Source organism: Mycobacterium paraintracellulare, assembly GCF_000276825.1.
Taxonomy (GTDB): domain Bacteria; phylum Actinomycetota; class Actinomycetes; order Mycobacteriales; family Mycobacteriaceae; genus Mycobacterium; species Mycobacterium intracellulare.
This window is the reverse complement of sequence record NC_016948.1, coordinates 5,242,540-5,267,426: the sequence shown is the minus strand read 5'-3', so window position 1 is coordinate 5,267,426 and position 24,887 is coordinate 5,242,540. Positions and strand designations below refer to the sequence as shown.

25 protein-coding genes are annotated in these 24,887 nt (G+C 69.0%); 16 read left to right on the top strand and 9 right to left on the bottom strand.

All coding sequences use genetic code 11. The annotated features are described in order from the left end of the window. The first annotated feature begins 1 nt into the window (after window position 1). From OCQ_RS24480 to OCQ_RS24450, 7 genes are all read left to right on the top strand, one after another. The gene (locus OCQ_RS24480) at window positions 2-1,153 is read left to right on the top strand and encodes a virulence factor Mce family protein (RefSeq protein WP_009955415.1); all 1,152 of its coding nucleotides are present in this window, start codon (window positions 2-4) and stop codon (window positions 1,151-1,153) included. Further along, complete coding sequence (locus OCQ_RS24475) at window positions 1,147-2,697, top strand: virulence factor Mce family protein (protein ID WP_014381454.1); 1,551 nt, start codon at window positions 1,147-1,149, stop codon at window positions 2,695-2,697. Before OCQ_RS24480 ends, OCQ_RS24475 begins: the two co-directional genes overlap by 7 nt. Then, window positions 2,667-3,347 (top strand): hypothetical protein, encoded by a 681-nt coding sequence (locus tag OCQ_RS24470; protein WP_014386030.1) that lies wholly within the window; start codon window positions 2,667-2,669, stop codon window positions 3,345-3,347. Before OCQ_RS24475 ends, OCQ_RS24470 begins: the two co-directional genes overlap by 31 nt. Beyond that, window positions 3,344-4,315, top strand: a complete 972-nt coding sequence (locus OCQ_RS24465; RefSeq protein ID WP_014386029.1) for an RDD family protein — start codon at window positions 3,344-3,346, stop codon at window positions 4,313-4,315. Before OCQ_RS24470 ends, OCQ_RS24465 begins: the two co-directional genes overlap by 4 nt. Continuing rightward, a complete protein-coding gene (locus OCQ_RS24460) occupies window positions 4,312-4,866 on the top strand; it encodes a hypothetical protein (RefSeq protein ID WP_014386028.1) in 555 nt (184 codons plus the stop codon). Before OCQ_RS24465 ends, OCQ_RS24460 begins: the two co-directional genes overlap by 4 nt. Next, window positions 4,833-5,564, top strand: coding sequence for a hypothetical protein (locus OCQ_RS24455; RefSeq protein WP_014386027.1), 732 nt, complete (start codon window positions 4,833-4,835; stop codon window positions 5,562-5,564). The genes OCQ_RS24460 and OCQ_RS24455 overlap by 34 nt, the downstream gene beginning before the upstream one ends. A gap of 74 nt (window positions 5,565-5,638) precedes the next feature. Next, window positions 5,639-6,304 carry a YoaK family protein gene (locus tag OCQ_RS24450; RefSeq protein ID WP_014386026.1) on the top strand — a complete coding sequence of 222 codons (666 nt, stop codon included), beginning with the start codon at window positions 5,639-5,641 and terminating at the stop codon, window positions 6,302-6,304. On the opposite strand, the gene OCQ_RS24445 is transcribed toward OCQ_RS24450, so the two are convergent. The 4 genes from OCQ_RS24445 to OCQ_RS24430 all read right to left on the bottom strand — a co-directional run bounded on the left by OCQ_RS24445 (window position 6,297) and on the right by OCQ_RS24430 (window position 10,575). Further along, window positions 6,297-7,406 (bottom strand): phosphodiester glycosidase family protein, encoded by a 1,110-nt coding sequence (locus tag OCQ_RS24445; protein WP_085976465.1) that lies wholly within the window; start codon window positions 7,404-7,406, stop codon window positions 6,297-6,299. The genes OCQ_RS24450 and OCQ_RS24445 overlap by 8 nt on opposite strands. A 79-nt stretch (window positions 7,407-7,485) precedes the next feature. Next, window positions 7,486-8,889 (bottom strand): YhgE/Pip domain-containing protein, encoded by a 1,404-nt coding sequence (locus OCQ_RS24440; protein WP_014386025.1) that lies wholly within the window; start codon window positions 8,887-8,889, stop codon window positions 7,486-7,488. A 56-nt stretch (window positions 8,890-8,945) separates the two neighbouring features. After that, window positions 8,946-9,671, bottom strand: a complete 726-nt coding sequence (locus OCQ_RS24435) for a pirin family protein (RefSeq protein ID WP_009955428.1) — start codon at window positions 9,669-9,671, stop codon at window positions 8,946-8,948. Between the two features lie 25 nt (window positions 9,672-9,696). Beyond that, window positions 9,697-10,575 carry a MarR family transcriptional regulator gene (locus OCQ_RS24430; protein WP_041785292.1) on the bottom strand — a complete coding sequence of 293 codons (879 nt, stop codon included), beginning with the start codon at window positions 10,573-10,575 and terminating at the stop codon, window positions 9,697-9,699. 75 nt (window positions 10,576-10,650) lie between these two features. On the opposite strand from OCQ_RS24430, the gene OCQ_RS24425 reads away from it, so the two are divergent. Continuing rightward, the gene (locus tag OCQ_RS24425) at window positions 10,651-11,784 is read left to right on the top strand and encodes an NAD(P)H-dependent amine dehydrogenase family protein (RefSeq protein ID WP_008261939.1); all 1,134 of its coding nucleotides are present in this window, start codon (window positions 10,651-10,653) and stop codon (window positions 11,782-11,784) included. Window positions 11,785-11,935: 151 nt separating this feature from the next. Here the strand turns inward: OCQ_RS24425 and OCQ_RS24420 are convergent, their stop codons facing one another. Continuing rightward, window positions 11,936-13,348, bottom strand: coding sequence for an alpha/beta hydrolase domain-containing protein (locus tag OCQ_RS24420; RefSeq protein ID WP_014386022.1), 1,413 nt, complete (start codon window positions 13,346-13,348; stop codon window positions 11,936-11,938). A 13-nt stretch (window positions 13,349-13,361) separates the two neighbouring features. Next, on the bottom strand, window positions 13,362-14,414 hold the full coding sequence (locus OCQ_RS24415; RefSeq protein ID WP_369751755.1) for a sigma-70 family RNA polymerase sigma factor: 1,053 nt from the start codon (window positions 14,412-14,414) through the stop codon (window positions 13,362-13,364). Window positions 14,415-14,449: 35 nt separating this feature from the next. On the opposite strand from OCQ_RS24415, the gene OCQ_RS24410 reads away from it, so the two are divergent. From OCQ_RS24410 to OCQ_RS24395, 4 genes are all read left to right on the top strand, one after another. After that, the gene (locus OCQ_RS24410; RefSeq protein WP_008261933.1) at window positions 14,450-15,283 is read left to right on the top strand and encodes an alpha/beta hydrolase; all 834 of its coding nucleotides are present in this window, start codon (window positions 14,450-14,452) and stop codon (window positions 15,281-15,283) included. Between the two features lie 144 nt (window positions 15,284-15,427). Then, entirely contained in the window at window positions 15,428-16,177 is a 750-nt protein-coding gene (locus OCQ_RS24405; RefSeq protein ID WP_008261931.1) for a DUF2786 domain-containing protein, read from the top strand. Beyond that, window positions 16,174-16,686, top strand: coding sequence for a TIGR04338 family metallohydrolase (locus tag OCQ_RS24400; RefSeq protein ID WP_014386021.1), 513 nt, complete (start codon window positions 16,174-16,176; stop codon window positions 16,684-16,686). The genes OCQ_RS24405 and OCQ_RS24400 overlap by 4 nt, the downstream gene beginning before the upstream one ends. After that, the gene (locus OCQ_RS24395; protein ID WP_014386020.1) at window positions 16,683-18,800 is read left to right on the top strand and encodes a glycoside hydrolase family 3 protein; all 2,118 of its coding nucleotides are present in this window, start codon (window positions 16,683-16,685) and stop codon (window positions 18,798-18,800) included. The genes OCQ_RS24400 and OCQ_RS24395 overlap by 4 nt, the downstream gene beginning before the upstream one ends. Window positions 18,801-18,842: 42 nt before the next feature. On the opposite strand, the gene mymT is transcribed toward OCQ_RS24395, so the two are convergent. Beyond that, the gene (mymT, locus tag OCQ_RS26375) at window positions 18,843-18,989 is read right to left on the bottom strand and encodes a copper-binding metallothionein MymT (RefSeq protein WP_008261926.1); all 147 of its coding nucleotides are present in this window, start codon (window positions 18,987-18,989) and stop codon (window positions 18,843-18,845) included. 157 nt (window positions 18,990-19,146) lie between these two features. Here mymT and OCQ_RS24390 point away from each other — a divergent pair, with 157 nt between their 5' ends. Further along, window positions 19,147-19,803, top strand: coding sequence for an O-methyltransferase (locus OCQ_RS24390; RefSeq protein WP_008261924.1), 657 nt, complete (start codon window positions 19,147-19,149; stop codon window positions 19,801-19,803). A gap of 1 nt (window position 19,804) precedes the next feature. On the opposite strand, the gene OCQ_RS24385 is transcribed toward OCQ_RS24390, so the two are convergent. Further along, window positions 19,805-20,788: an NAD(P)H-dependent flavin oxidoreductase gene (locus tag OCQ_RS24385; RefSeq protein ID WP_008261922.1), complete on the bottom strand. Its 984-nt coding sequence runs from the start codon at window positions 20,786-20,788 to the stop codon at window positions 19,805-19,807. A 116-nt stretch (window positions 20,789-20,904) separates the two neighbouring features. Between OCQ_RS24385 and OCQ_RS24380 the strand changes: the two genes are divergently transcribed. Further along, window positions 20,905-21,345, top strand: coding sequence for an SPW repeat protein (locus OCQ_RS24380; protein WP_080588050.1), 441 nt, complete (start codon window positions 20,905-20,907; stop codon window positions 21,343-21,345). A 64-nt stretch (window positions 21,346-21,409) separates the two neighbouring features. On the opposite strand, the gene ilvD is transcribed toward OCQ_RS24380, so the two are convergent. Further along, a complete protein-coding gene (gene ilvD / locus OCQ_RS24375; protein ID WP_008261918.1) occupies window positions 21,410-23,122 on the bottom strand; it encodes a dihydroxy-acid dehydratase in 1,713 nt (570 codons plus the stop codon). Between the two features lie 108 nt (window positions 23,123-23,230). Here ilvD and ricR point away from each other — a divergent pair, with 108 nt between their 5' ends. Together ricR and OCQ_RS24365 are read left to right on the top strand one after the other, a co-directional pair. Then, entirely contained in the window at window positions 23,231-23,521 is a 291-nt protein-coding gene (ricR, locus tag OCQ_RS24370; protein ID WP_008261917.1) for a copper-sensing transcriptional repressor RicR, read from the top strand. Between the two features lie 119 nt (window positions 23,522-23,640). Next, window positions 23,641-24,885: an MFS transporter gene (locus OCQ_RS24365; protein ID WP_008261916.1), complete on the top strand. Its 1,245-nt coding sequence runs from the start codon at window positions 23,641-23,643 to the stop codon at window positions 24,883-24,885. Window positions 24,886-24,887: the final 2 nt, after the last annotated feature.

Genomic DNA, 24,887 nt, shown 5'->3' with positions numbered 1-24,887 from the left:
GATGAGGCTGATCCGCCACCGTGCGTGGCAGACGCTGGTGCTGCTGGTGGCCGCGATGGTGCTGAGCTCGTGTGGCTGGAAGGGCATCTCGAACGTCTCGATTCCGGGCGGCCCCGGCAGCGGCGCGGGTTCGATGACCATCTATGTGCAGGTGCCCGACACCCTGGCGATCAACGGCAACAGCAAGGTGATGGTGGCCGACGTGTTCGTCGGCTCGATCAAGGCCATCAACCTGAAGAACTGGGTGGCCACCCTGACGCTGGGCTTGGACAAGCACACCAAGCTGCCCAAGAACGCCACCGCCAAGATCGGCCAGACCTCGCTGCTGGGTTCGCAGCACGTCGAGCTCGCGTCGCCGCCGAACCCGTCGCCCGAGCTGCTCAAGGACGGCGACACCATTCCGCTGAAGAACTCGTCGGCGTATCCCACCACCGAGCAGACGCTGGCCAGCCTTTCATTGATCCTGCGCGGCGGCGGCATCCCCAACCTGGAGGTGCTGCAGAACGAGATCTACAACATCTTCAACGGCCGCGGCGAGGCGATCCGGTCCCTGCTCGGCAAGCTGGACACCTTCACCACCCAGCTCAACGCGCAGCGCGACGACATCACCCACGCCATCGACTCCACCAACCGGCTGCTGACCTACGTCGGCGGGCGGGCGGATGTCCTGGACCGGGTGCTCACCGACATCCCGCCGCTGATCAAACACTTCGCCGACACGCAAAACCTGCTGATCAACGCCGTCGATTCGGTGGGGCGCCTGAGCCAGGTCGCCGACCAGTACCTGTCGGAGGCGCGAGCGCCGCTGTACACCGACCTGCAGGCGCTGCAATGCCCGTTGAAGGAGCTCGGCCGGGCCTCGCCGTACCTGATCGGCGCGCTGAAGTTGATCCTCACGCAGCCGTTCGACATCGACACGGTGCCGAAGATCTTCCGCGGCGACTACATCAACATCTCGTTGACGCTGGACCTGACCTACAGCGCGGTCGATAACGCGTTCCTGACCGGGACCGGGCTGTCGGGAGCCCTGCGGGCGCTCGAGCAGTCGTTCGGGCGTGACCCCGAGACGATGATCCCCGACGTGCGCTACACGCCGAACCCGAATGACGCGCCGGGTGGACCGCTGGTGGAAAGGGGGGACAGGAATTGCTGACTCCCTTCATCCGACGCCAGCTGATCGCCTTCGGGATCCTGACCGTCATCTCGCTGCTCGTGCTCGGGGTGTACTACCTGCAGATCCCGAGCCTGATGGGCATCGGCCGGTACACGCTGAAGGCCGAGCTGCCCGCCTCGGGCGGGCTGTATCCGACGGCGAATGTCACCTATCGCGGCATCACCATCGGCAAGGTCACCGACGTCGAGCCGACCGAGCGCGGCGCCGAGGCGACGATGAGCATCGACAGCCACTATAAGATCCCGACCGACACGATCGCCAACGTGCACTCGGTCTCGGCCGTCGGTGAGCAATACCTGGACCTGGTGTCGAGCGGAAACCCCGGCAAGTACCTCGCGGACGGACAGACCATCACCAAGGGCACGGTGCCCGCCGAAATCGGGCCGGCCCTGGACACGGCCAACCGCGGCTTGGCGGTGCTGCCCAAGGAAAAGATCGGCCAGCTGCTCGACGAGACGGCGCAATCCGTCGGCGGGCTGGGTCCCGCCCTGCAGCGCTTGGTCGACTCCACCCAGGCCATCGTCGGCGATTTCAAGACCCAGATCACCGACGTCAACGACATCATCGAGAACTCCGGCCCGGTGCTGGACAGCCAGGTCAAATCGCGCGACAACATCGAGCGCTGGGCACGCAACCTGAACAGGCTCGCCGCCCAGTCCGCGCAGCAGGACCAGCGTCTGAAAAGCCTGCTGCACCAGGCGGCGCCGACGGCCGATCAGGTCAACGACCTCTTCAGCGGCGTCCGGGAGTCGCTGCCGCAGACGCTGGCCAATCTTGAGGTCGTCTTCGACCTGCTCAAGCGCTACCACACCGGCGTCGAGCAGGTCCTGGTGTTCCTTCCGCAGGGCGCGTCGATCGCCCAGACGGTGGCCGCCCCATTCCCGAACATGGCCGCGCTCGACCTGGCGCTGTCGATCAACCAGCCGCCGCCGTGCCTGACCGGCTTCATCCCGGCCTCGGAGTGGCGGTCCCCGGCGGACACCAGCATTCAGCCGTTGCCGACGGGCACGTACTGCAAGATCCCGATGGAGACACCGGCCAACAGCGTGCGCGGGTCGCGCAACATCCCCTGTACGGACATCCCGGGCAAACGGGCGGCCACCCCGCGGGAATGCCGCGACCCCAAGCCGTACGTTCCGGCGGGCACCAACCCCTGGTACGGCGACCCCAACCAGATCCTGACCTGCCCCGCGCCGGGAGCGCGATGCGATCAGTCGGTGCGCCCGGGCATGGTGATCCCCGCGCCGTCGATCAACAACGGGCTCAACCCCGCGCCCTCGGACCGGGTGGCGGGGACTCCCCCGCCCACCAGCGATCCGTTGTCGCGGCCGGGGTCGGGTAGCGTGCAGTGCAACGGCCAGCAACCCAACCCGTGTGTCTACACCCCCAGCGGGCCTCCCACGGCGGTCTACAGTCCCCAAAGCGGTGAACTGGTGGGGCCAGACGGGGTTAAATACTCCGTCGAGAACTCGACCAGAACAGGAGACGACGGATGGAAGGAGATGCTGGCACCAGCCGGCTGAACCCCATCGACACGGACGACGATTCGTTGAGCCCCGAAGACAAGGACGAGGATTCGACGGCACCCGACAGCGGAGCCGAGCAGGCCAATCCGCAGGGTGACCCCCAGGATCCGGCGGAATCCGGTGAGCCCGGTGCGACCGCGCCGCGCGGCCCGTCGCGGGTGGGACGCGGGTGGCTGGCCGCCATCGCGGTGCTGCTGGTGCTGTGCGCGGGCGCGATCGGGGCGGGGGGCTACCTCGCGCAGCGCTATCACCGCGACAGCCTGGTGATCGCCCGCAACGATGCCACCGCGCTCAAGGCGGCGGTCGAATGCGTCACGGCGACGCAGGCGCCGGACACCAACGCGATGACCGCGGCTGAGCAGAAGATCATCGAATGTGGCACAGACACTTTCCGCACGCAGGCCTTGCTGTACACCAGCATGCTCGTTCAGGCGTACCAGGCCGCGAACATCCACGTTCAGGTGTCCGATGTGCGGGCGGCGGTCGAGCGCAACAACCCCGACGGGTCGATAAATATCCTTGTCGCGCTCCGCGTCAAGGTGGCCAGCGATCAGACTGAGAACGAGACCGGCTACCGCCTGCGGGTGAAAATGGCCTTCGCCGAGGGGCAATACAGGATCTCCAAACTCGACCAGGTGACGAAGTGACGGTGGTGGTCGAACAGACTGCACCCACGGACGTCCCAGAGCCACCGCGGGAAGCCTTGGCGCCCTGGCATTCTCGCGTCGGCGCCTTCGCCATCGACGTGCTGCCGGGCGTGGCGGTGCTGGCGACGCTGGCGTTGGTGTCGCTCACGGTGCCGGCGCGCGGCGTGTGGTGGTGGGTGTCCATCTGCGTCATGGGACTCGCCGTCCTGGCGATGCTGGTCAACCGGTTGCTGCTGCCGACGATCCTCGGCTGGAGCCTGGGCCGCGGCGTGGCGGGCATCGCCGTGACGCGTCGCGGCGGTGAGGCCGCGGGGCCCTGGACGCTGCTGCTGCGCGACGCCGCCCACCTGCTCGACACCGCGACGGTGGTGGGATGGCTGTGGCCGCTGTGGGATTCGCGTCGCCGCACCTTCGCCGACATGGTGGCGCGCACCGAGGCGCGACGCCTGCAGCCGGACCAGGCGCCCCCGAACGTCCGGCGCTGGGCCGCGGGCGCGGTGCTGGCCGCGACGGCGGTGTGCCTGGGCGGTGCCGCGCTCAGCTACGGCGCGGCGTACGCCCCACAGCGGGCGAGCGATCAGACCCGCGCCGAAATCGCCACGCAGGGGCCCAAGATCGTGGCCCAGATGCTGACGTATGACCCCAAGTCGCTGCAGGACGACTTCGCCCGGGCGCAGTCGCTGGCGACCGACAAGTACCGCGGACAGTTGGCGGCCCAGCAGGACCTGGTGCGCAAGGGCACCCCGGTCATCAACGAGTACTGGGTCACCAACAGCTCGATCGAATCGGCCGCCCCGAACCGGGCCACCATGCTGCTGTTCATGCAGGGACGGCGCGGCGCGGCACCCGAGGTGCGCTACATCAGCGCAACTGTGCGGGTGAACTTCGCCAAGGGCGGCGGAAACGCTTGGCGCGTCGACGATCTCACCGTACTGTCCAAGCCGAAGCCGCCGGGGAACGGCAAATGAGCCCGCGCCGCAAGTTCACGCCCGGCGAGCGGCCACTGCTTGTCGAGCACCCGGTGCCGCCGCGGCAAGGATGGCTGGTGCCGCTGGCCGCCACGGTGGCGGCGGTGCTGATGGTCGCGGCGATCGGCGTCTGTGCGCTGATGTGGGGCTCCCACGAATCCCGGGCGCGCGCCGCCTCCCGGGACCGCGAGGTGCTCACCTACGTGACCGGATTCATGACGCAGTTCACCTCCATCGACCCGTTTCATGCCAACGACTACGTGAACCGGATACTCGCCCAGGCGACCGGCGATTTCGCCAAGCAGTACGAGAAGAACGCCAACGAGATCCTGCTTCAGGTCGCCCGTGCCGAACCGGCCACGGGCAGCGTGCTCGACGCCGGCCTGGAGCGATGGAACGACGACGGCAGCGCCAATGTCATGGTGGCCACGGCCATCACCACGAAATCACCGGACGAGAAACAGGTTTTGGAGAACGCCAATCGTTGGGCGGCAACCGCGACGCAGGAAGGTAACCAGTGGAAGATCAGCAACCTGCAGCAGGTGATCTGACCGCCGAGGACGAGGCGACCGTTGACGAGGCGACCGTTGCGGCACCGGACGACGCCGACGCCGGGGCCACCGACGACGCTACCGACGCCGAGGCTACCGACGACGCCACCGACGCCGAGGCTACCGAGGACGCCGCCGAGCAGGCGACGGACGGCCCGGCACCGGCGCCACGCAAGCGACGCCTCGCCGGCAAGGCATGGGCGATCGTCGCCCTGGTCGCCGCTGTGCTGTTCGTCGGCTCCGCCGGGTTCGCCGGCGCGATGGTGCAGCCCTACCTAACCGACCGGGCCGTCGCCGAAACGAAAATCAACGTCGCGCGCACGGCGGCCAACGCGATCACCACCCTGTGGACGTACACCCCGGAAAACATGGACACCCTCGCCGACCGCGCATCCGCCTATCTCACCGGCGATTTCGCGGCGCAGTACCGCAAATTCGTCGACGCCATCGTGGCGCCCAACAAGCAGGCCAAGATCACCAACCACACCGACGTCACCGGCGCGGCGGTCGAATCGCTCGACGACAACAACGCCGTGGTCATCATCTACACCAACACCACGTCGACCAGCCCGCTGACCAAGAACGTGCCGTCGCTGAAGTACCTTTCCTACCGGCTGTTCATGAAGCGCCAAAAGAGCCGCTGGCTGGTGACCAGGATGACGACGATCACCTCACTGGATCTGACACCGAAAACCTGACGCCGCAGCGACGGGCACGCCGAAATAGACTGCACCCCATGGCGGTTACCTCACCGGTCTCACAACGATCGACGGTGGCGGCGCTGCTGTTGCTGACGTTCGCGACGGGACTGGCCGACGCGATCAGTATCCTGGTGCTCGGCCACGTGTTCGTCGCCAACATGACCGGCAACGTGATCTTCCTGGGTTTCTGGCTGGCGCCGAGAACCAGCATCGACCTGACCGCCGTCGTGGTCGCCTTGCCGACCTTCGTGTGCACCACCGTGCTCAGCGGCCGGCTGTCCCGGCATTTCGGCGAGCGGACGCGGGCGTGGATCACCACGGTGCTGGCCACGGAGATCGTCCTGCTGGTTACGGTGGCAATCCTGGCGGGCGCGGGAGTGCTGACCTACCAACGGAATTCCACCCTCGTCATGATCGGCATCCTCGCCGTGACGTTCGGGCTGCAGCACTCGAGCGCGCGCCAGTTCGGCATTCCGGAACTCTCCACCACCGTGCTGACGTCGACGATCGTCAGCCTCGGCCTGGACAGCCGGCTGGCCGGCGGCACGGGTGAGCGCCAAAGGCTGCGGGTCGGCGTTGTCGTCACGATGGGCGCCGGCGCCTTCGTCGGCGCGACGATGTCGAGGTACACGGTCGCCCCGGTGTTCGTCGTGGCCGCGGCGGTGATAGCGACGAGCCTGCTGATCTTCAGGTTCGGGCCTGGTGCAACGAAAGGCGCTGCGGCCGTGGTTAGTTGAACGCGAGCCAGCTCGGCAGCGCCCGCTCGTGTGAGTCGCAGAGCACCTGTCGGGTGTCGCACGACCCCCTGGGGGAGCCGGCGCCGGCCCACATGCCGCCGGTGTCACGGCGCAGCACGATCGCCGAGGAGCCACCGCCGTCGAGCAGCACGGCGTTGTCGCTGCCCAGCCCGCGGAACAGGTCCTGCATGTTGTCCGGGGTGTAGTTGCCGCCCTCGAAGATGTACATCTCGTCCTTTTGCCGCGCGTAGGCCAACGCCGTTCGCGCGGCGCTGGGCCCGCCGTCGTGCAGCTGTTCGGTGTTGCCCGGCGCCAGCAGCCCGATGCCCGACACCGCCACGAACCTCTCGTTCTTGCTGAGCAGATCCTGGACGACCGGGGTCGCGGCGTCGTAATCCTTTTTTGTCTTGGGCCACACCACATACGGCGCGCCGCCGGACGGCAGGATCATGGTCGTCAGCGCGCTCCAGCTCTCGCCGCCGCCGGAGAGACCCTGCTTGCCGGGATAGGCGAGGGTGCCCGTGACCGCCTGGTTGGCGCGGCCCCGGCCATTGGTGTTGTCCACGAAGGCGCCCAACGGTGAGCTGCACCCGGTCTGGCGCCACGAACCGCCCTTTTGCCCGCGCACGTCGAAGAAGTTGGCGTTGATCGCGATCGTCGGCTGGCCCATGCGTTGCCACGCCTGCAGCGGTGTGTAGAGCTCCGAGGCCTGCCACAGCCCCTCCCCGGTGCGGGCACCGGGATTGTTCTCGCAGCGGGCCTGGTCGCCCTGGTGCGTGTCGACCAGCAGGTGCGGTGAGAGACGTCCGGCCGCGTTCTTGATGATCATCAGGTGGCCGCCGTTGTTCATCTCATACCAGCTGCCGGCGGCGTTGAGCATCGGCGCGGGATGGCCGGGGCCGAAGTTGTACACCAGGTAGGAACCGCGGGTGCTGCCGATGGCGTTGGCGAGCAGATCGCGCCCGTCGGCGGCTCGCGCCAGGGGCAGCCCGTTGGTGGCGGCCAGCGTGAAGCAGGCGAGGAGGGCGGTGCAGCACGCCGCCAGCCGGCGGAAGCTGGCGCGTCGGGTCAGCACGATAGCCCTTTCGGCCATGATCTGGATGCAACAGAGACATCATCAGCCTCATTAGTCACACTGTCAATAAAGATAACGAGCCGATGACGCTGGGGCCACGTGCGAATTACGTTTGCTCGCTGGAACTTTCGGGCTCGGCGACGTCCGGGGTTGATTCGGTGGCGGCGGGCTCGGCCCGCTTGCCGCGGCGGGCCTTGTGTTGAGCCTGGTGTTCCTGCGCGAGCGCCAGGGCGGCCGCGCCCTGGATCCGGTGAAAGCCCTTGCGGTCGTAGAGGTGCGTGACGATGCCGCCGAGCAGCAGGCCGATGACGAGGCCCACCGACGTCATGGTCAGCGCCTGGCTCAGGCCCGCATCCCCGCGGCCGCCGAAGTACAGCAGCGATCGCGCGCCCAGGAAAACCTGATGCATCGGCTCGAATTCGGCCAGCCATCGGAAGAAGGACGGCGTCGCCTCCAGCGGCACCGTGGCTCCGGCCGACGGCAGGCCGAGGATCACGAAGATGAGCATGCTCACCAACATCCCCGCCGTGCCGAGCACCGAGAGCAGCGAACTGGACGTGATGCCCACCGCGGCGATCGCGAACACGCCGAACGCCCAGAGCTGCCAACTGAGATCGATGGGCATACCGAGCGCGTCGGCGATCCAGACGTACACCGCCGAGGTGAGCAGCCCGAGCAGCACCATCATGGCCCACTTGAGCAGCAGCGTCTGGAATCTCGAGATCCTGACCTGCTCGGCGAATCGGTACACCGGGCCGAATTCGGCCGGCACGTAGCCGAGCAGCGCGTCGACCAGCGTGCTGACCACGATGCTGCCGGTGAACCCGGCAAGCAGGAGCAGCAGCGCGTAATAGAACGCGGACAGCCCGTTGCCGGTGCCATTGGGCAGCGGGTTGTAGACGACCGACTGGATCTCGATGGGGGCGGCCAGCCCCACCTGGGCCGCGCCGGGTAGCGGCGCGCCGCCGGTCTGCGCGGCCACCTCCGCTGTAACCCGTTGCCCCGCTATGCCGTTGGCCATGCCCATGGCCGTGCTGAGGGTTTGGCCGGCGATGCTCGCGCCCAGCGTGCCGGCCCGCGGGTTGGTGGAGACGGTGATCGACGGCCGTTCGGCGCGGGTCGGCGCCACGGCGCTGGTCCCGAAGTCCCGCAGCTTGGACGAGAAGCTGGGCGGTATCACGACCGACCCGTACACCCGGCCGGTGTCCAGTTGACGTTTGGCCTCGCCGCGGGAGAGCACGCGGACGTCGAACTTGTTCTTGTCCAACCCATTGACCAACCGGTCGGTGATCTGCGCACCCCCGGGGCCGGCGTCCTCGTTCACCACCGCGATGGGGAAATGGTGCAGGTTGGTGCTCGGGTTCAAGATGCCGCCGAGGTAGAGCGCGCACAGCGCCGACATCAGCGCCAACGTGATGATCAGGGGCGCCGCCCAGAACCGCACGGTGCGGATCGCCTTGATGTTGTGCTTGGGATTGGGCGCCGCGTGCTGCGCGTGCGACTGAGGCATGCCGACTCCTGTCTGTCGTGCCCACTCTATGGGCTGCGTCGCCGGCCCTCCATGTCTCAGTCGCCCAGCTTGGCGTGCATCTCCCACAGCAGCAGTTCCGAGGGCTCGCTCGCCGCCGCGCGGCGGCCGTCGGCGTCGGTCAATCGCACGGCGTCGCCCGCGTGCAACTCCCCGATCCCTTCGACGCTGACCCGGCCGCGGGCCAGGAAAAGATGCAGGTAGGGCGCGGCCGGGAGGTGCGCGGCCGCCCCGGCCCGCAGGCGCGTGCCGTGCAGCGCGGCGTGGCGGTTGTGCAGGGTGATGGCCGCGTCGTGGGTGGGGATGCCAGAGGCGATCGTCACCAGGTTGTCGTCCAGCATTTTCGGGTCGATCTCGTGCTGTTGGTAGCTCGGGTCGATGCCGGACTCGTCGGGTACCACCCACATCTGCACGAAATGCACCGGCTCGCTGGGGGAGTCGTTGCGCTCGGAGTGCAGGATGCCGCTGCCGGCCGACATGCGTTGCGCCAGTCCGGGATAGACGACTCCGTGGTTGCCGGTGGAGTCGCGGTGGGACAGTTCGCCGCGCAGCACCCAGGTCACGATTTCCATGTCCCGGTGCGGGTGCGTGTCGAATCCCGTTCCGGGGGAGACGATGTCGTCGTTGTTGACCAACAGCAACCCGTAGTGGGTGTTGTCCGGGTCGTAGTGGTCGCCGAAGGAGAACGAGTGCCGGGAGGTCAACCACGGCGTGGTGGTGACGGCCCGATCGGCCGCGCGGCGGATCTCCGCGGTGGCAGACATGATCCCAGCGTAATGCCCGGGCGGGTCAGCCGACCGCCGCGGTGAGCAGCCGCTGGGCGTGGCGGAGCGCGGCGTCGAGCTCGGGCAGAGTCAACCCGGTGGCGTGGCCCAGGTGGATCTCGATCTGATACTCCGGCTGGCCATCGGGGGAGAAGATCGGCAGCACGACGAATTCGGCGGTGGCCAAGTCCGTTTCGAGGACATCGGTGACCGACCGCAGCGTCACCATCGTCATCAGCGTGGTGAGCTGACGCGTGACGTGGGCCGTCGGCTCCAGCGAGGCCAGCACCTCGGCCAGCCGATGGTGCAGCGACTGGTGGGTGTCGTCGAAGCGCCACGCGCCATAGCCGCGGGCACGGATATCGGCCAGCACCCGCTGGTGCTCGGAGATTTCGGCGCGGGTGAGCCGGGGCATCACGCGATGCAGCCAGGCCTGGACGAAATCCTCGTCGCGCCAGGCCATGGCGACCAGGCCGAAGGGCGGGTCGATGGGAAAGCGCTGGCCCACAGCGTGTTCGCCGTCGGTGCCGTGGCCGACCGTGTCGACGGTGATCAGGTGCCGGGCGCCGATCTTCGACATCGAGCAGCCCGCGCCGAGCCTGTCGTGCAGGAAGCGCAGCGCGTCGCGCCCGCGGTCCAGCAGCGGAAACTGCTCGCGCAGCCCGTGCACCAGCCCGAACAGCCCGCTGCCCAGCACGTAGCGACGATCCCCGCGCCGCGCCACCCAGGCGCGCCGTTCCAACTCGGCCAGCACGAGGGCGCACGTCGAGGTGCTGATGGCGCAACGTTTTGCCAGTTCCGCCGATGTGAGCCCACCCGGCGAATTCGCCAGGGCGGCAAGGACATCCATCACCCGAGCCGTCGGCGGCGATTTGGGGCGTGGTTCGCCGCGCGCCTCCGCCATTGACGTAGCCACCGCCGCCTCCCTACGATCCGTCCAAAATGCCAGATTATACGTCCTAATATTAGGAGAACAATCGTGTTGAAGGTGGGGGTGTGGGGGCCCGGGTCCATGGGAGTGGTCGCCCTGCGTGGCGTGATCGACCATCCGGAGCTGCAACTGGTCGACGTCGTGGTGCACAGCGATGCCAAGGCCGGCCGAGATGCCGGGGAGCTGTGCGGCATCGCACCGGTGGGCGTGGTGGCCACCCAGGATCCGGCGGCCATGCTCGCCGGCGACGCCGACGCCGTGGTGTACGCCGCCGCCGCCAACCTGCGGCCACTGGACGCCGTCGAGGACATGGTGTCGATCCTGCGGGCCGGAAAGAACGTGGTGTCGTGTTCGGTGGTGCCGCTGGTCTTTCCCGACGCCGTCGACGCCGCGTTCACCGAGCCGCTGCGCCAGGCCGCGATCGACGGCGGGGTGTCGTTCTTCACCACCGGCATCGACTCCGGATTCGCCAACGACGTTCTGCCGCTGATGCTTACCGGCGTGTCGCGGGTGATCGAATCGGTGCGCGTGACCGAGATGTTCAACTACGCGACCTACCCGGACCGCTCCGCCGTCTACGAGATCCTCGGGTTCGGGCAGCAACCGGACTACCCGGCCTTCGCGGCCCAGCCGGGGATTTTCACCTTCGGCTGGGGGCCCGTGTTGCACCAGCTCGCCGCCGGGTTGGGGGTCAAGATCGACAACATCGAGGAGGCCAACGAGCGGATCCCCGCCGGCGAATCTTTCGACACGCCAACGGGGCACATCGCGGCCGGAACGATCGCGGCCATGCGCTCGACGCTGACCGGTTACGTCGGGGGGAAACCGACCTTCGTCCTCGACCACGTGACGCGCATGCGAGACGACATCGCCCCGGACTGGCCCCAGCCCCGCATCTGCATCGAGCCGAAGGACCTCGGTTACGGCCCGGCGTCCGGCCGCGGGTTGTACCGCGTCGAGATCGAGGGTTCTCCGAGCATGCGCTGCGAATTCGAGATGGCCGAAGACCACGACCACGATCTGGGGGCGCGCATCGCGGGCTCCTCGAGGATGGTCAACGCCATCCCCGCCGTGTGCGCCGCCGCGCCCGGGCTGCTCTCCGCGCTGGATCTGCCGCTGATCACCGGGAACGGCCTGGTGCGTCCGGTGCCGGGCCCGCCGCCCGACAGCCGGCTGTTCTAGTTGGTGACGGCGCGAGTGAGGAGGCGGGCAATCTTGCCTCGCCCGGTGACGGCGAGCGCCGGAACGGCGCGAGTGAGGAGGCGGGCAATCTTGCCTCGCCCGGTGACGGCGAGCGCCGGAACGGCGCGAGTGAGGAGGCGGGCAATCTTGCCTAGGACCGCGCGCCGGGGTACGTCGCGGCGGCGAGCTCCAGGATCTCGGCGCGGTCGGCCGCCAGAATGAATCCGGAGCGGATCGCCGCGTCGAGCGCGCCGGTGAAGCGCTCCAGGTATTCCGTGTTCCCGCCGGGATAGAGCCGGCGCAGCGTGGCGGCGTCGAAAAGCTCGCCGGAGCCGAAGATCATGGACATGATGCTTTCCTCGCCACCCAGCCCCGACGTCCGGGCGACCGGCACGTCCACCCAGGGGGTCCTGAGCCCTCCGCGGGCGAGGCCGTTGCCATCCAGAACCGGTTGCGGCCCTTCGGTTTCCCGGGCCTTAAGGGGTTCCGCGCTCGGCGCCGGCTCGCCGCTGGCGACCCACGTGTTGAGGGCGGCGAGCGCGGCCTGCACCACATAGTGGTGTTGCGGCCCGAAGTTGATGCAGTGCGCCAACTGCTGGCCCATCAGCATGTTGGTCGGCGTGTAGGCGGCGGCGATGTCCGCGAGCGGCGCCGACCCGCTGTCGATGAACGCGACCTGGATGGTGTAGTTGTCGGCGTGGGCGGCGCCGGCGATCTCCCAGACCCGCAGGTAGTTGCTGTCGGGCTGGCGGGCGAAGTAGTAGCCCTGCCGGGCTCCGCCGAACACGTCGGTTTCCGTGACGACCGTCAGCAGCGGGACGCGCAGCTCCGGGCGGAACGCAACCCCTTGCGGCTCTTCGGTTTCCGCGAAGATCGAGGTTCCGTCGAGCGGGGCGGCCGAGCCGAAACGGGAATGGACGAGGAACCCGTCGTAGCTGCGGGCCAACGGGTCGACGGCGTTGATGTAGGTCGTGAGGAACATGGCCGATTGCGATTCGCCCAGAGCGATGACGCGCCGCACGGGCAGATCCCCCAGCAGGGCCCGGCCTTCGTCGCTTTTGAGCAGGCCGCCGATCTGGGAGAAGATGTCGTAGCAGAAGGCGTCGCCCGGGTGGTGTAGGGGCGCATACCGTTGTGGGTCCTGGGTTTTCAGCGACATGTCCGCGCCGAGCAGGCTGTCGCCGCCCTCGACCCCCACCCGCTGCGCCGAGACCCCGACGTAGGCGTAGCCCGACCGGATGATTTCGCGGTGCGCCATCATCCATACCGCGGGAGCGTCGATGCCGCCGCTCACGTTGAGCCATTCGACCAGCACTGTTCCGTTGAATCGGGCCGGATCGGTGGGTGTCAACACCACGATCCGCGTCGTGAAATCGGCGGAGCCCGAGGGTGTTACGTCCCAGCGGCCATCGGGTCCCAACTCGGTCACCGGGGTATAGGACGAGGCCGTCGCGGAAACGAAGAATTCCTTGACGCGGTAGCCCACGTCGGCGAGGTCATAGGCGCTCAGCAGCAGCAGCGGCTTTCCGGGCGCGGCTGTGACCAGGGCGGTGGAATTCGTCATGTGCGCAACCTTCTTACTCCTGACCGGCGGACAGTGAACCGGGCAGCCCGAACTTCGTGAACAACGTCTCATCGAGGAACGCCACCACGTGAGACACCTTCTCGCCGTGCACATCCAGCACATGCAACTGGAAGGGGACATGCACGTCGCCGGCGCGCATGTACATCGCGGCGGCGAGCTGACCGTTGGCGACCAGCGGCAGCAGCCGCATGTCTCCGCCCGCCTCGGCCGGGCATTGCTGGTGGATCAGGGTCACGATGTCCGCCGCGCCCCGATACCAGCCGGCGTACGGCGGCATTTCCCAGATCGCCTCCGCGGTGAACAACTCCACCAGGCGGTCGATGTCGTAGGTCTCGAACGCGGCGATGTAGCGGGCCAGCAGGTCTTGGGCCTCGGGCGAATCCGGCGGCGCCAGTTGGTCGTCGGCGCTGGGACCGACGGCATCCAGTTGCGACCGGGCCCGCTGCAGCAGGCTGTTGACGGCGGTCGTGGTGGTGCCGACCGCCTCGGCGACCTCGGCGGAGCGCCACTGCAGCACGTCGCGCAGCAGCAGCACCGCCCGCTGCCGCGGCGGAAGGTATTGCAGCGCAGCCACGAACGCCAGCCGTACCGACTCCCGCGACCCGACGACCACCGACGGGTCCGCCGGGTGATCGGTCAACTCCGGCAGCGGCTCGAGCCAGGGCACTTCGCGGCGCTCCACCAGCTCCGCGGTCGGGTCCGAGCTCGGGGCGCCCAGGCCCACCGGCAACGCCCTGCGCCCCTTGCCCTCCAGCGCGCTCAGGCAGGTGTTGGTGGCGATGCGGTGCAGCCAGGTCCGCAGCGAGGACTTGCCTTCGAAACGGTCGTAGGACTTCCAGGCCCGCAGCAACGTCTCCTGCACCAGATCTTCGGCGTCGTGCAGCGACCCGGTCATTCGATAGCAGTGGGCGAGCAGCTCGCGGCGATAGGGCTCGGCCTGGGCCGAGAAATCGGTCCCCAGCACCGCGTCGCCTTCGGGGTCTTGGGCGAGAAGACTCACGCGGATGAGCCTACGCAGTGTCCGCAACCCCGGCCGGGATCCCAGCCATTACGCTGCACCTCAATGACTAGGACCAGCCGATGAACCGCACCGAACGCAGTTTCGACGGATTCGGCGGTGTGCGTATCGTCTACGACGTCTGGACCCCCGACACGCCGCCACGGGCGGTCGTGGTGCTGGCGCACGGTCTCGGCGAGTACGCCCGCCGCTACGACCACGTCGCCCAGTGCTTCGGGGCGGCGGGCCTGGTCACCTACGCGCTGGACCATCGCGGGCACGGCCGCTCGGGCGGCAAACGGGCGGTGGTGCGTGACATCCACGAGTACACCACCGACTTCGACACCCTGGTCGGCATCGCCGCGCGCGAACACCACGGCCTCAAGTGCGTCGTGTTGGGCCACAGCATGGGCGGGGGGATCGTCTTCGCCTACGGCGTCGAGCGCCCGGACAACTACGACCTGATGGTGCTGTCGGGGCCCGCGGTGGCGGCCCAGGACCAGGTGTCACCGCTGCTGGCCCTGGCCGCCAAGGTGCTGGGGGCCCTCGTGCCCGGCCTGCCGGCGCAGGACCTCGACGTCGACGCCATCTCGCGCGATCCCGCGGTGGTGGCGGCCTACAAGAGCGATCCGCTGGTGTACCACGGCAAGGTTCCGGCCGGCATCGGCCGCGCGTTGCTGCAGGTCGGCGAGACGATGCCGCAGCGGGCGCCGGCGCTGACGGCGCCGTTGCTGGTGGTGCACGGGTCCGAGGACCGGTTGATTCCCGTCGCCGGCAGCCGTCGGCTCGTCGAGTGCGTCGGGTCCACCGACGTCGAGCTGAAGGTGTATCCCGGCCTGTATCACGAGGTCTTCAATGAGCCCGAGCGCGAGCAGGTGCTCGACGATGTCGTCTCCTGGATCACCGCTCGGCTGTGAGCGGGCGTGTCGGACCGCTCCCGTACGTTGGCGCTAATGACCCGCACGGGCGATGAGGCGCAGAGCGCAGCGATGAGGAGGAACGGCGCTAATGACTCGCGCCGGTGACGATGCAGAGCGCAGCGATGAGGAGGAACGGCGCTAATGACTGACGACAAGATGCTGGCGCGCATCGCCGCGCTGCTGCGTCAGGCCGAAGGCACCGACAACTCCCACGAGGCCGACGCGTTCATGTCGGCCGCGCAGCGGCTCGCGACGGCCGCGTCCATCGACCTCGCGGTGGCGCGCTCCCATTCGGCCCAGCGTTCGGCCGCGCAGGCCCCGACGCAGCGCACCATCACCATCGGCGCGGCGGGCACCAAGGGGTTGCGGACCTACGTTCAGCTCTTCGTGCTGATCGCCGCGGCCAACGACGTGCGGTGCGACGTCGCGTCCAATTCGACGTTCGTCTACGCCTACGGGTTTGCCGAGGACATCGACGCCAGCCACGCCCTGTACGCCGGCCTGGTCGTGCAAATGGTGCGCGCGTCGGACGCCTACCTCGCCTCGGGCGCGCACCGTCCCACGCCGACGATCACCGCCCGGCTCAACTTTCAGCTGGCCTTCGGGGCGCGCGTGGGCCAACGGCTGGCCGAGGCCCGCGACGAGGCCCGGCGGGAAGCCACCAAGGACCGGCAACGTGCGCCGGGAACCGCTATCGCCTTGCGGGACAAGGAGGTTGAGCTCGTGGACTACTACCGCGGTGCGTCCAAGGCGCGCGGCACCTGGCAGGCCAGTCGAGCCTCGGCCGGGTATTCCTCGGCGGCGCGGCGCGCGGGCGACCGGGCCGGCAAGCGAGCGCGGCTCGGCAACAGCCCGGAACTCCCCGGGGCGCGGAGCGCGCTGAGCGGGTGACTCCCGGGAACTTCCCGCGGCGGGATTCTCAACGCTCCAGGGTCTATGCGGCCGAGGAATTCGTCCGCACGTTGTTCGACCGCGCCGCCCAGCACGGTTCACCCGCCGTGGACTTCTTCGGCACACAATTGACGCTGCCGCCGGAGGGCCGCTTCGGCTCGGTGGCCTCCGCCCAGCGCTACGTGGACGACGTGCTGGCGCTGCCGGCGGTGCGCAGCCGGTGGCCGGGGGTGGCCCCGTTGCGGGTCCGGCCGCGCCGGGCTGCCACCGCCGCGCACTACGAAAACCAGGACGGCGCAGGCGTTATCGCGGTCCCCGACCGTGACACCGCCGACTGGGCGCTGCGTGAGCTGGTGATGTTGCACGAAGTGGCGCATCATTTGTGCCGGGCCGAGCCGCCGCACGGCCGCGAGTTCGTCGCGACGATCTGCGAGTTGACGGAGCTGGTGATGGGACCCGAAGTGGGGCATGTGCTGCGCGTCGTCTACGCCAAAGAGGGTGTGCGGTGAGCGATCCCGACGAGAGGGCCCGCGAGATCGAAGCCCAGATGACCGACGACGAGCGGTTCTCCCTGCTGGTCTCGGTGATGGGCGCCGGCGACCTGTGGCCGGTGCGCGACGAACGCATCCCGGCGGACACGCCGATGAGCGCGGGGTACGTGCCCGGGATTCCCCGCCTCGGGGTGCCGCCCCTGCGGATGAGCGATGCCGGCCTGGGCGTCACCAACCCCGGCTACCGTCCGGGCGACACGGCCACCGCGCTGCCCGCCGGGCTGGCGCTGGCCGCGGGTTTCGATCCGGCGCTGGCCCGGTCCGCAGGCGAAGTGATCGGCTCAGAGGCGCGCAGCCGCGGATTCAACGTGCAGCTCGCCGGGGCGATGAACCTCGCGCGCGACCCGCGCAACGGCCGCAACTTCGAATACCTTTCCGAGGACCCGCTTTTGACCGCCGCGATGATCGCGGAGTCGATCGACGGCATTCAGCGCCACGGCGTCATCTCGACGGTCAAGCACTACTCGCTGAACTGCAACGAGACCAATCGGCACTTCCTGGACGCGGTCATCGATCCCGACGCGCACCGCGAGTCCGACCTGCTCGCCTTCGAGATCGCGATCGAGCGGGCGCAACCGGGCGCCGTGATGACCGCCTACAACAAGGTCAACGGCGTCTACGCCGCGGCGAACGATGTCCTGATCAACGAGGTGCTCAAGGGCGCCTGGGCGTATCGCGGTTGGGTCATGTCCGACTGGGGCGCCACGCCGAGCTGGGAGTGCGCGCTGGCCGGCCTCGATCAGGAGTGCGGCGCCCAGATCGACGCGCTGCTGTGGCAGGCCGAGGCCTTCGGCGCGCCGCTGCGCGACGCGTACGCCGAGGGCAGGCTACCCAGGGAGCGGTTGTCGGACATGGTCCGACGGATCCTGCGGTCCATGTTCGCCGTCGGTATCGACCGCGACGCCGCGCCGCCGGAGCCGGATCGGGCCGCGCACAACGAGATTGCGCTGCGCATCGCCCGCCAGGGGGTCGTGTTGCTGACCAACCGGGGAGCGCTCCCGTTGACGCCCGAGCCGGGCACGCGCATCGCCGTCATCGGCGGATACGCGCACCTGGGCGTGCCGGCCGGTTATGGTTCGAGCACCGTCGTTCCCGACGGCGGCTACGCGGGCGTGGTCCCGATCGGCGGCGCGGGGCTGGAGGCCGGGCTGCGCAACCTGTACCTGCTGCCGTCGTCGCCGTTGCAGGAGTTGCGAAACCAGTTGCCGCGGGCGCAGATCGAATTCGACCCCGGCATCAGTCCGGCCGAGGCGGCGCTGGCGGCGCGGCTCGCCGATGTCGCGATCGTGTTCGCGGTGCGCGCGGAAGGGGAGGGATACGATCTCGCCGACCTGTCGCTGCCCTGGGGCCAGGACGAAATGATCGCGGCGGTGGCGGCGGCCAACCCCAATACCGTGGTGGTGCTCGAGACCGGCAACCCGGTGAGCATGCCGTGGCGCGACGCGGTGAATGCCGTTGTGCAGGCGTGGTATCCGGGTCAGGCCGGCGCCCGGGCGAGCGCCGAGATCCTCACCGGCCGGGTCAATCCTTCGGGCCGGCTTCCGATCACCTTTCCCGCCGATCTGGACCAGACGCCTCGCCCGCGGCTACCCGGTGTCGGCACGCCGTGGGGGACCGCGAGCACGATCGAATACTTCGAGGGCGCCGATGTCGGCTATCGATGGTATGCGGCCAGCGGCCACGTCCCGATGTTTGCCTTCGGTCATGGCCTGTCCTACACCAGGTTTGACTACCGTGACCTGGTGGTCACCGGCGGGGAGACCATCACGGCCAGTTTCACCGTCGTCAATGCCGGCGACCGCGCCGGGGCCGACGTGCCGCAGCTGTATGTGACGGCGGAGCCCGGCGGACCGTGCCTGCGGCTGCTGGGATTCGAGCGGATCGAGTTAGAACCGGGCGCCAGCCGCCGGCTGAGGATCGAGGCCGATCCGCGCCTGCTCGCACGCTACGACGGCGGCGCCGGATGCTGGCGGATCGAGGCGGGCGATTACACGGCGGCCGTGGGCATTTCGGCGTTGGCCATGCGGCTCGCGGCGGGGGTCGAACTGACCGGCCGTACGTTCGGGCGATGACCCCCTCGGGCTGACGCCCGAACGTACGACCGGCCCGAGGCGTTACTCGACGGGGGTCAGCGCGTCGCCGCACGTGCAGCGGTAGCCCTCGCCGGCGCCCGAGCAATGGCAGGGCACCTCGATGCGGACACGGCAGCCGCAGCCTTCGTGACCGCACGTCAGCAGGGTCCCGGCTTCGTAAGTTGCCATTTGACTCACCCTTTTCTCCTGGTGTGACTCGTGCGGCGCGGTTCGGCCGCACCCCCACTATATACCCCCCATGGGTATACGTAAACGGTCGCGACGGGTTTCGTGGCGGGGACGGCTGTCGTGCGGGGGCCCGGCGGGCGCGGCTAGCGTTGACGTCATGAGCGAGAAACCGACCCCCCACGACGTCGACGCATTCCTGGACAGCACGGTGGTGGGCGACGATCCGTCCTTGACCGCGGCGCTCGAGGCCAGCAACGCGGCCGGCCTACCGCCGATCGCGGTGTCGGTGCAACAGGGAAAGTTCCTGAGCCTGCTCGCCGGCGCCATCGGCGCGCGGCGCATCCTCGAGATCGGCACCCTGGGCGGCTTCAGCACCATCTGGTTGGCGCGTGGCGCCGGGCCGCAGGGCCGCGTGGTGACGCTGGAGTACGAGCCGAAGCACGCCGAGGTGGCGCGGGGCAACTTGAAGCGCGCCGGCGTCGACGATCGGGTGGAGGTGATCGTCGGCGCGGCGCTGGATACACTGCCGACGGTCACCGGACCCTTCGATCTGATCTTCATCGACGCCGACAAGGAGAACAACCTGGCCTATGTGGAGTGGGCGGTCCGATTGGCCCGGCCCGGTGCGGTGGTGGTGGTGGACAACGTGATTCGCGACGGGCAGATTCTGCGGCCGCATTCCGACGATGCCAGGGTGCGGGCGACCCGCGAGACGCTGCAGGCGATGGGCGAGCACCCGCGGCTGGACACCGCGGTGATCCAGACGGTGGGGGCCAAGCACTGGGACGGCTTCGCCTTGGCGCTGGTGCAGTAGCTCAGCGCGGGGACAGGTCGGCGACCGCCTGCGCGGCGGAGGTGAGTTCGCCGATCCGCAGGGCGGCTTCACCGGCGTACAGGGCGGCGCCGTCCAGCCAGGAGTCGGGCACACCGGCCACCGGTGCCAGCGGCGTGAAGAACGGGAGGGCCGGCGACTGCAGGCGCATCAGTGCGCCCGCATCGAAATAGCCCAGCGCCGACAGGGGACGACTGGCCGCGTTGAGCGCCGCCGGCACCGCCTTGGCCCGCCCGTCGGCGCGGCACCACCGGCGCGTCGCCTCGTTGGGCACGACGCGGTGCCGTAGCGGCCAGCTCAGGCCGAACAGGTTTGTCTCGATCGTCCTGTCGGCCCGAAGGATTCGCCGCTGATACTCGCGGCTCGCGTTGGCCTCGTGCGTCAACAGGAATCGCGTGCCCGCGATGACACCGCTGGCGCCGCCGTCGAGCGCGGCGCGAGTGTCGGCGGCGGTGGCGACGCCGCCGGCCAGGAACACCGGTCGGTTCCCGGCCGCGCGCAGGGCGTGCGGGAGAAAATCCAGGGCCGGCACGGTCCCCACGAGGTGCCCGCCGGCCTCGCGCCCCTGAGCGATCAAACCGTCAGCGCCGCAGGCGATCGCGGCCCGAGCCTGCGCCTCGGTGCCCACCATCACGAAGACGAAGACCCCGGCGTCGCGCAGATGCTCGACGAGGCCCCGCTTGTCGCCGAACGCCAACACCACCGCGTCCACCCGGGCGTCGACGCAGGCCGCGACGTGATGGCGATGCACAAAGGGCAGCAACAGGTTTACCGCGACGGCACGACCCGGCGCCTGCTCGCGCACCTCGTCGATCGAGGCGCGCAGCCGGCGCGGGGTGTCGATGCCCAGCGTGCCGAGCCCGCCCGCGTTGGCGACCGCGGCCGCCAGGGCCGCCCCCGCAAGACCGCCGCCCATGCCGGCCTGTCCCACCGGGTGATCGAGCCGCAATCGATCCGCGAGGTCCATGCCTCAAGAGGCTACGCGGTTTCTCGAACTGGGCCGCGATCGAGCGTAATGTTGATCACAGATGGATGGGTGCAGCCCAGCTCAAAAGGCTTGCTGCATAACAGAAAGGTCACAAAATGAGTACAGTCCATTCATCAATCGATCACCACCCCGATTTGATGGCGTTGCGCGCCCGCTACGAGCGTGTCGCCGAGTCGATGAGTGCGCATTTCACCTTCGGCCTGGCGCTGCTGACGGGTCTGTATGTGGCCGCGTCGCCGTGGATCGTGGGGTTCAGCGCGACGAGGTCGCTCGCCACGTCTGACCTGATCGCCGGTATCGCGGTGGCGTTCCTGGCGTACGGGTTCGCCACGACGCTGGATCGCGCGCACGGCATGACATGGACGCTGCCGGTACTCGGCGCGTGGATCATCGTGTCGACGTGGATCCTGCCGGACGTCACGCTGACCACCGGCATGACCTGGTCGAATGTCGTCGCGGGCGCGTTGCTGACCTTCCTGGGTCTCAACGCCACCTACTTCGGCATGCGCACGCGCGCCACGGGAACGCACGCCTAGCCCCGAACTCGGTTAGGGCACAGGTCGATTCGCCGCCTGGCCGGGCGATCCGGTCAGGCGGAGATCAACCGCAGACTGCGCCGATGGCGGCCGAGCTGACCAGCTTGACGTACTTGGCCAGCACCCCGGTCTTGTAGCGCGGCGGCGGCGGTGTGAAACCCTTTCGCCGCGAATCGAATTCAGCCGGATCGGCGAGCACGTCGAGCACCCGGTTGGCGACGTCCAGCCGGATGCGGTCGCCGTCGCGCAGAAACGCGATCGGTCCGGCGTCCACCGCCTCCGGGGCGATGTGACCGACGCACAGCCCCGTCGTCCCGCCGGAGAACCGGCCGTCGGTCAGCAACAGCACGTCCTTGCCGAGACCGGCGCCCTTGATCGCGCCGGTGATGGCGAGCATCTCGCGCATGCCGGGTCCGCCCTTCGGGCCCTCGTAGCGGATCACCACCGCGTCGCCCTTGGTGATGGTGCCGTCCTCGAGGGCATCGAGCGCGGCCCGTTCACCGTCGAAAACCCTTGCGGTGCCCTCGAACACGTCGGAATCGAAGCCGGCGGACTTCACCACCGCGCCCTCGGGAGCCAGCGATCCGCGCAGGATGGTGATGCCGCCGGTGGGGTGAATAGGATTGCTCAGGGCCCGCAGCACCTTGCCGTCGGGGTCGGGCGGGGCGATCTCGGCCAGGTTCTCGGCCACGGTCGCACCGGTGACCGTCAGGCAATCGCCGCGCAGTAGGCCGGCATCCAGCAACGCCTTCATCATCACCGGCACGCCGCCGATGTGGTCGACGTGCGACATCACGTGGCGGCCGAACGGCTTGACGTCGGCCAAATGCGGAACCTTCGACCCGATCCGGCTGAAGTCGTCGAGCGTCAGCGCGACGTCGGCCTCGTGGGCGATGGCCAGCAGGTGCAGCACCGCGTTGGTGGACCCGCCGAACGCCATCACCACCGCGATGGCGTTCTCGAACGCCTCCTTGGTGAGGATGTCGCGGGCGGTGATCCCGCGCCGCAGCAGTTCGACGACCGCCGCGCCGCTGCGCCGCGCGAACCCGTCGCGGCGGCGGTCGGTCGCCGGCGGCGCCGCGCTGCCCGGCAACGACATCCCGAGCGCCTCGGCGGCGCTGGCCATCGTGTTGGCGGTGTACATGCCGCCGCAGGCGCCCTCGCCGGGGCAGATCGCCCGCTCGATGGCGTCGACGTCCTCGCGCGGCATCAGCCCGCGGGCGCAGGCCCCCACCGCCTCGAACGCGTCGATGATGGTGACCTCGCGCTCGCTGCCGTCGGAGAGCTTGGCCACCCCCGGCAGGATCGAGCCCGCGTAGAGGAACACCGAGGCCAGGTCCAGCCGCGCGGCGGCCATCAGCATCCCGGGCAGCGACTTGTCGCAGCCGGCCAGCAGCACCGAGCCGTCGAGGCGTTCGGCCTGCATCACCGTCTCGACGCTGTCGGCGATCACTTCGCGCGACACCAGGGAGAAGTGCATCCCCTCGTGGCCCATCGAGATGCCGTCGGACACGGAGATGGTGCCGAACTCGAGGGGGTACCCGCCGGCCGAGAACACCCCCTCCTTGACGGCCTTGGCGAGCCGGTCCAGCGAGAGGTTGCACGGCGTGATCTCGTTCCAGGACGACGCGACGCCGATCTGCGGCTTGGCGAAGTCCTCGTCTCCCATGCCTACTGCCCGCAGCATGCCACGGGCGGCGGCCTTCTCCAGGCCGTCGGTGACGTCACGACTACGCGGCTTGATGTCGGCGGTCCGAGCCGAATCGGTGGTGGGCATCGTTCAAGTATGCGCTGGCCAGTCGCGATGCCCGTTCCCGGGGTAATACCCCGTCGGGGTATAAGCTGGGATGGGCGGGCCAGACGGAGCGGCAGGGGTGAATCGACGATGACAGACGAACACGGGTACTCGCAGCAGAAGGACAACTACGCCAAGCGGCTGCGGCGCATCGAGGGCCAGGTGCGGGGCATCGCCCGCATGATCGAGGAAGACAAGTACTGCATCGACGTGCTGACCCAGATCAGCGCCGTCAACAGCGCGCTGCGGTCGGTCGCGCTGAATTTGCTCGACGAGCACCTGAGCCACTGCGTCACCCGGGCCGTTGCCGAGGGCGGCGACGAGGCCGACACGAAGCTCAGCGAGGCCTCCGCCGCGATCGCTCGCCTCGTCCGCTCCTGATCGCAGGGCGTGTTGCCGCGCCAAGTTGGAGGAACCGGTAGCCGGTGTGCGTACGGTATGGGGAGCGTGACCTCGGCGACGTTGCTCAGCCGATTGCGCACACCCAAGCGATGACTGTGATGACTGCCGAAACCGCCAACGCAGCCGCGCGAACGTGGACGCCACGGATCGCGGCTCAGCTCGCCATCCTCGCGGCCGCGGCCTTCACCTATGTCACCGCCGAGATCCTGCCGGTGGGGGCGCTGCCGGCGATCGCCCGCAACCTCAACGTCAGTTTGGTCCTGGTTGGGACCCTGCTGTCCTGGTACGCCCTGGTCGCGGCCCTGACGACGATCCCGCTGGTGCGCTGGACCGCGCACCTGCCGCGCCGCCGCGTGCTGGTCGCGAGCCTGACCTGCCTGACCGCCTCCCAGCTCATCTCGGCGCTGGCGCCCAACTTCGCGGTGCTGGCCGCCGGGCGGGTGCTGTGTGCGATCACCCACGGGCTGCTGTGGTCGGTCATCGCGCCGATCGCGACCCGGCTGGTGCCGCCCAGCCACGCCGGGCGAGCCACCACATCGATCTACGTCGGCACCAGCCTGGCGCTGGTCGTCGGCAGCCCGCTGACCGCGGCCCTGAGCCTGATGTGGGGATGGCGCCTGGCCGTCGTGTGCGTCACCGTCGCGGCCGCGCTCGTCACGGTCGCCGCCCGGCTGATGCTGCCGGAGATGGTGCTCACCGAGGATCAGCTGGCCCACGTCGGGCCCCGGTCCCGCCATCACCGCAACCCGCGGCTGATCATCGTGAGCGTGCTGGCGATGATCGCGGTCACCGGCCACTTCGTGTCCTACACCTTCATCGTCGAGCTCATCCGCAACGTCCTGGGCGTGCGTGGGCCGAACCTGGCCTGGGTGCTGGCCGCCTACGGGCTGGCCGGCCTGCTATCGGTGCCGCTGGTGGCGCGGCCCCTGGACCACCGCCCCAAGGGCGCCGTCATCCTGTGCATGACGGGTCTGACGGCCGCCTTCGTGGTGCTGACGGCGCTGGCGTTCGGCGGCCGGTCCGGCGCGACGACGGCGCTGATCGGCACCGCCGCCATCGTGCTGTGGGGGGCCATGGCCACCGCCGTATCGCCGATGATGCAATCCGCTGCCATGCGCAACGGGGCCGACGACCCCGACGGGGCCTCGGGCCTCTACGTGACGGCATTCCAGGTCGGCATCATGGCCGGCTCGCTGGCGGGCGGTCTGCTCTACGAGCACAGCGTCACGATGATGCTGATCGCTTCGGCGATCCTGATGGCGGTCGCGCTGGTCGGCATCGCCGCCAACCGGCGGATGCTCGACGTCCCCCCGCCGCGGCCGACAAGCTCACTCGATTCATAACC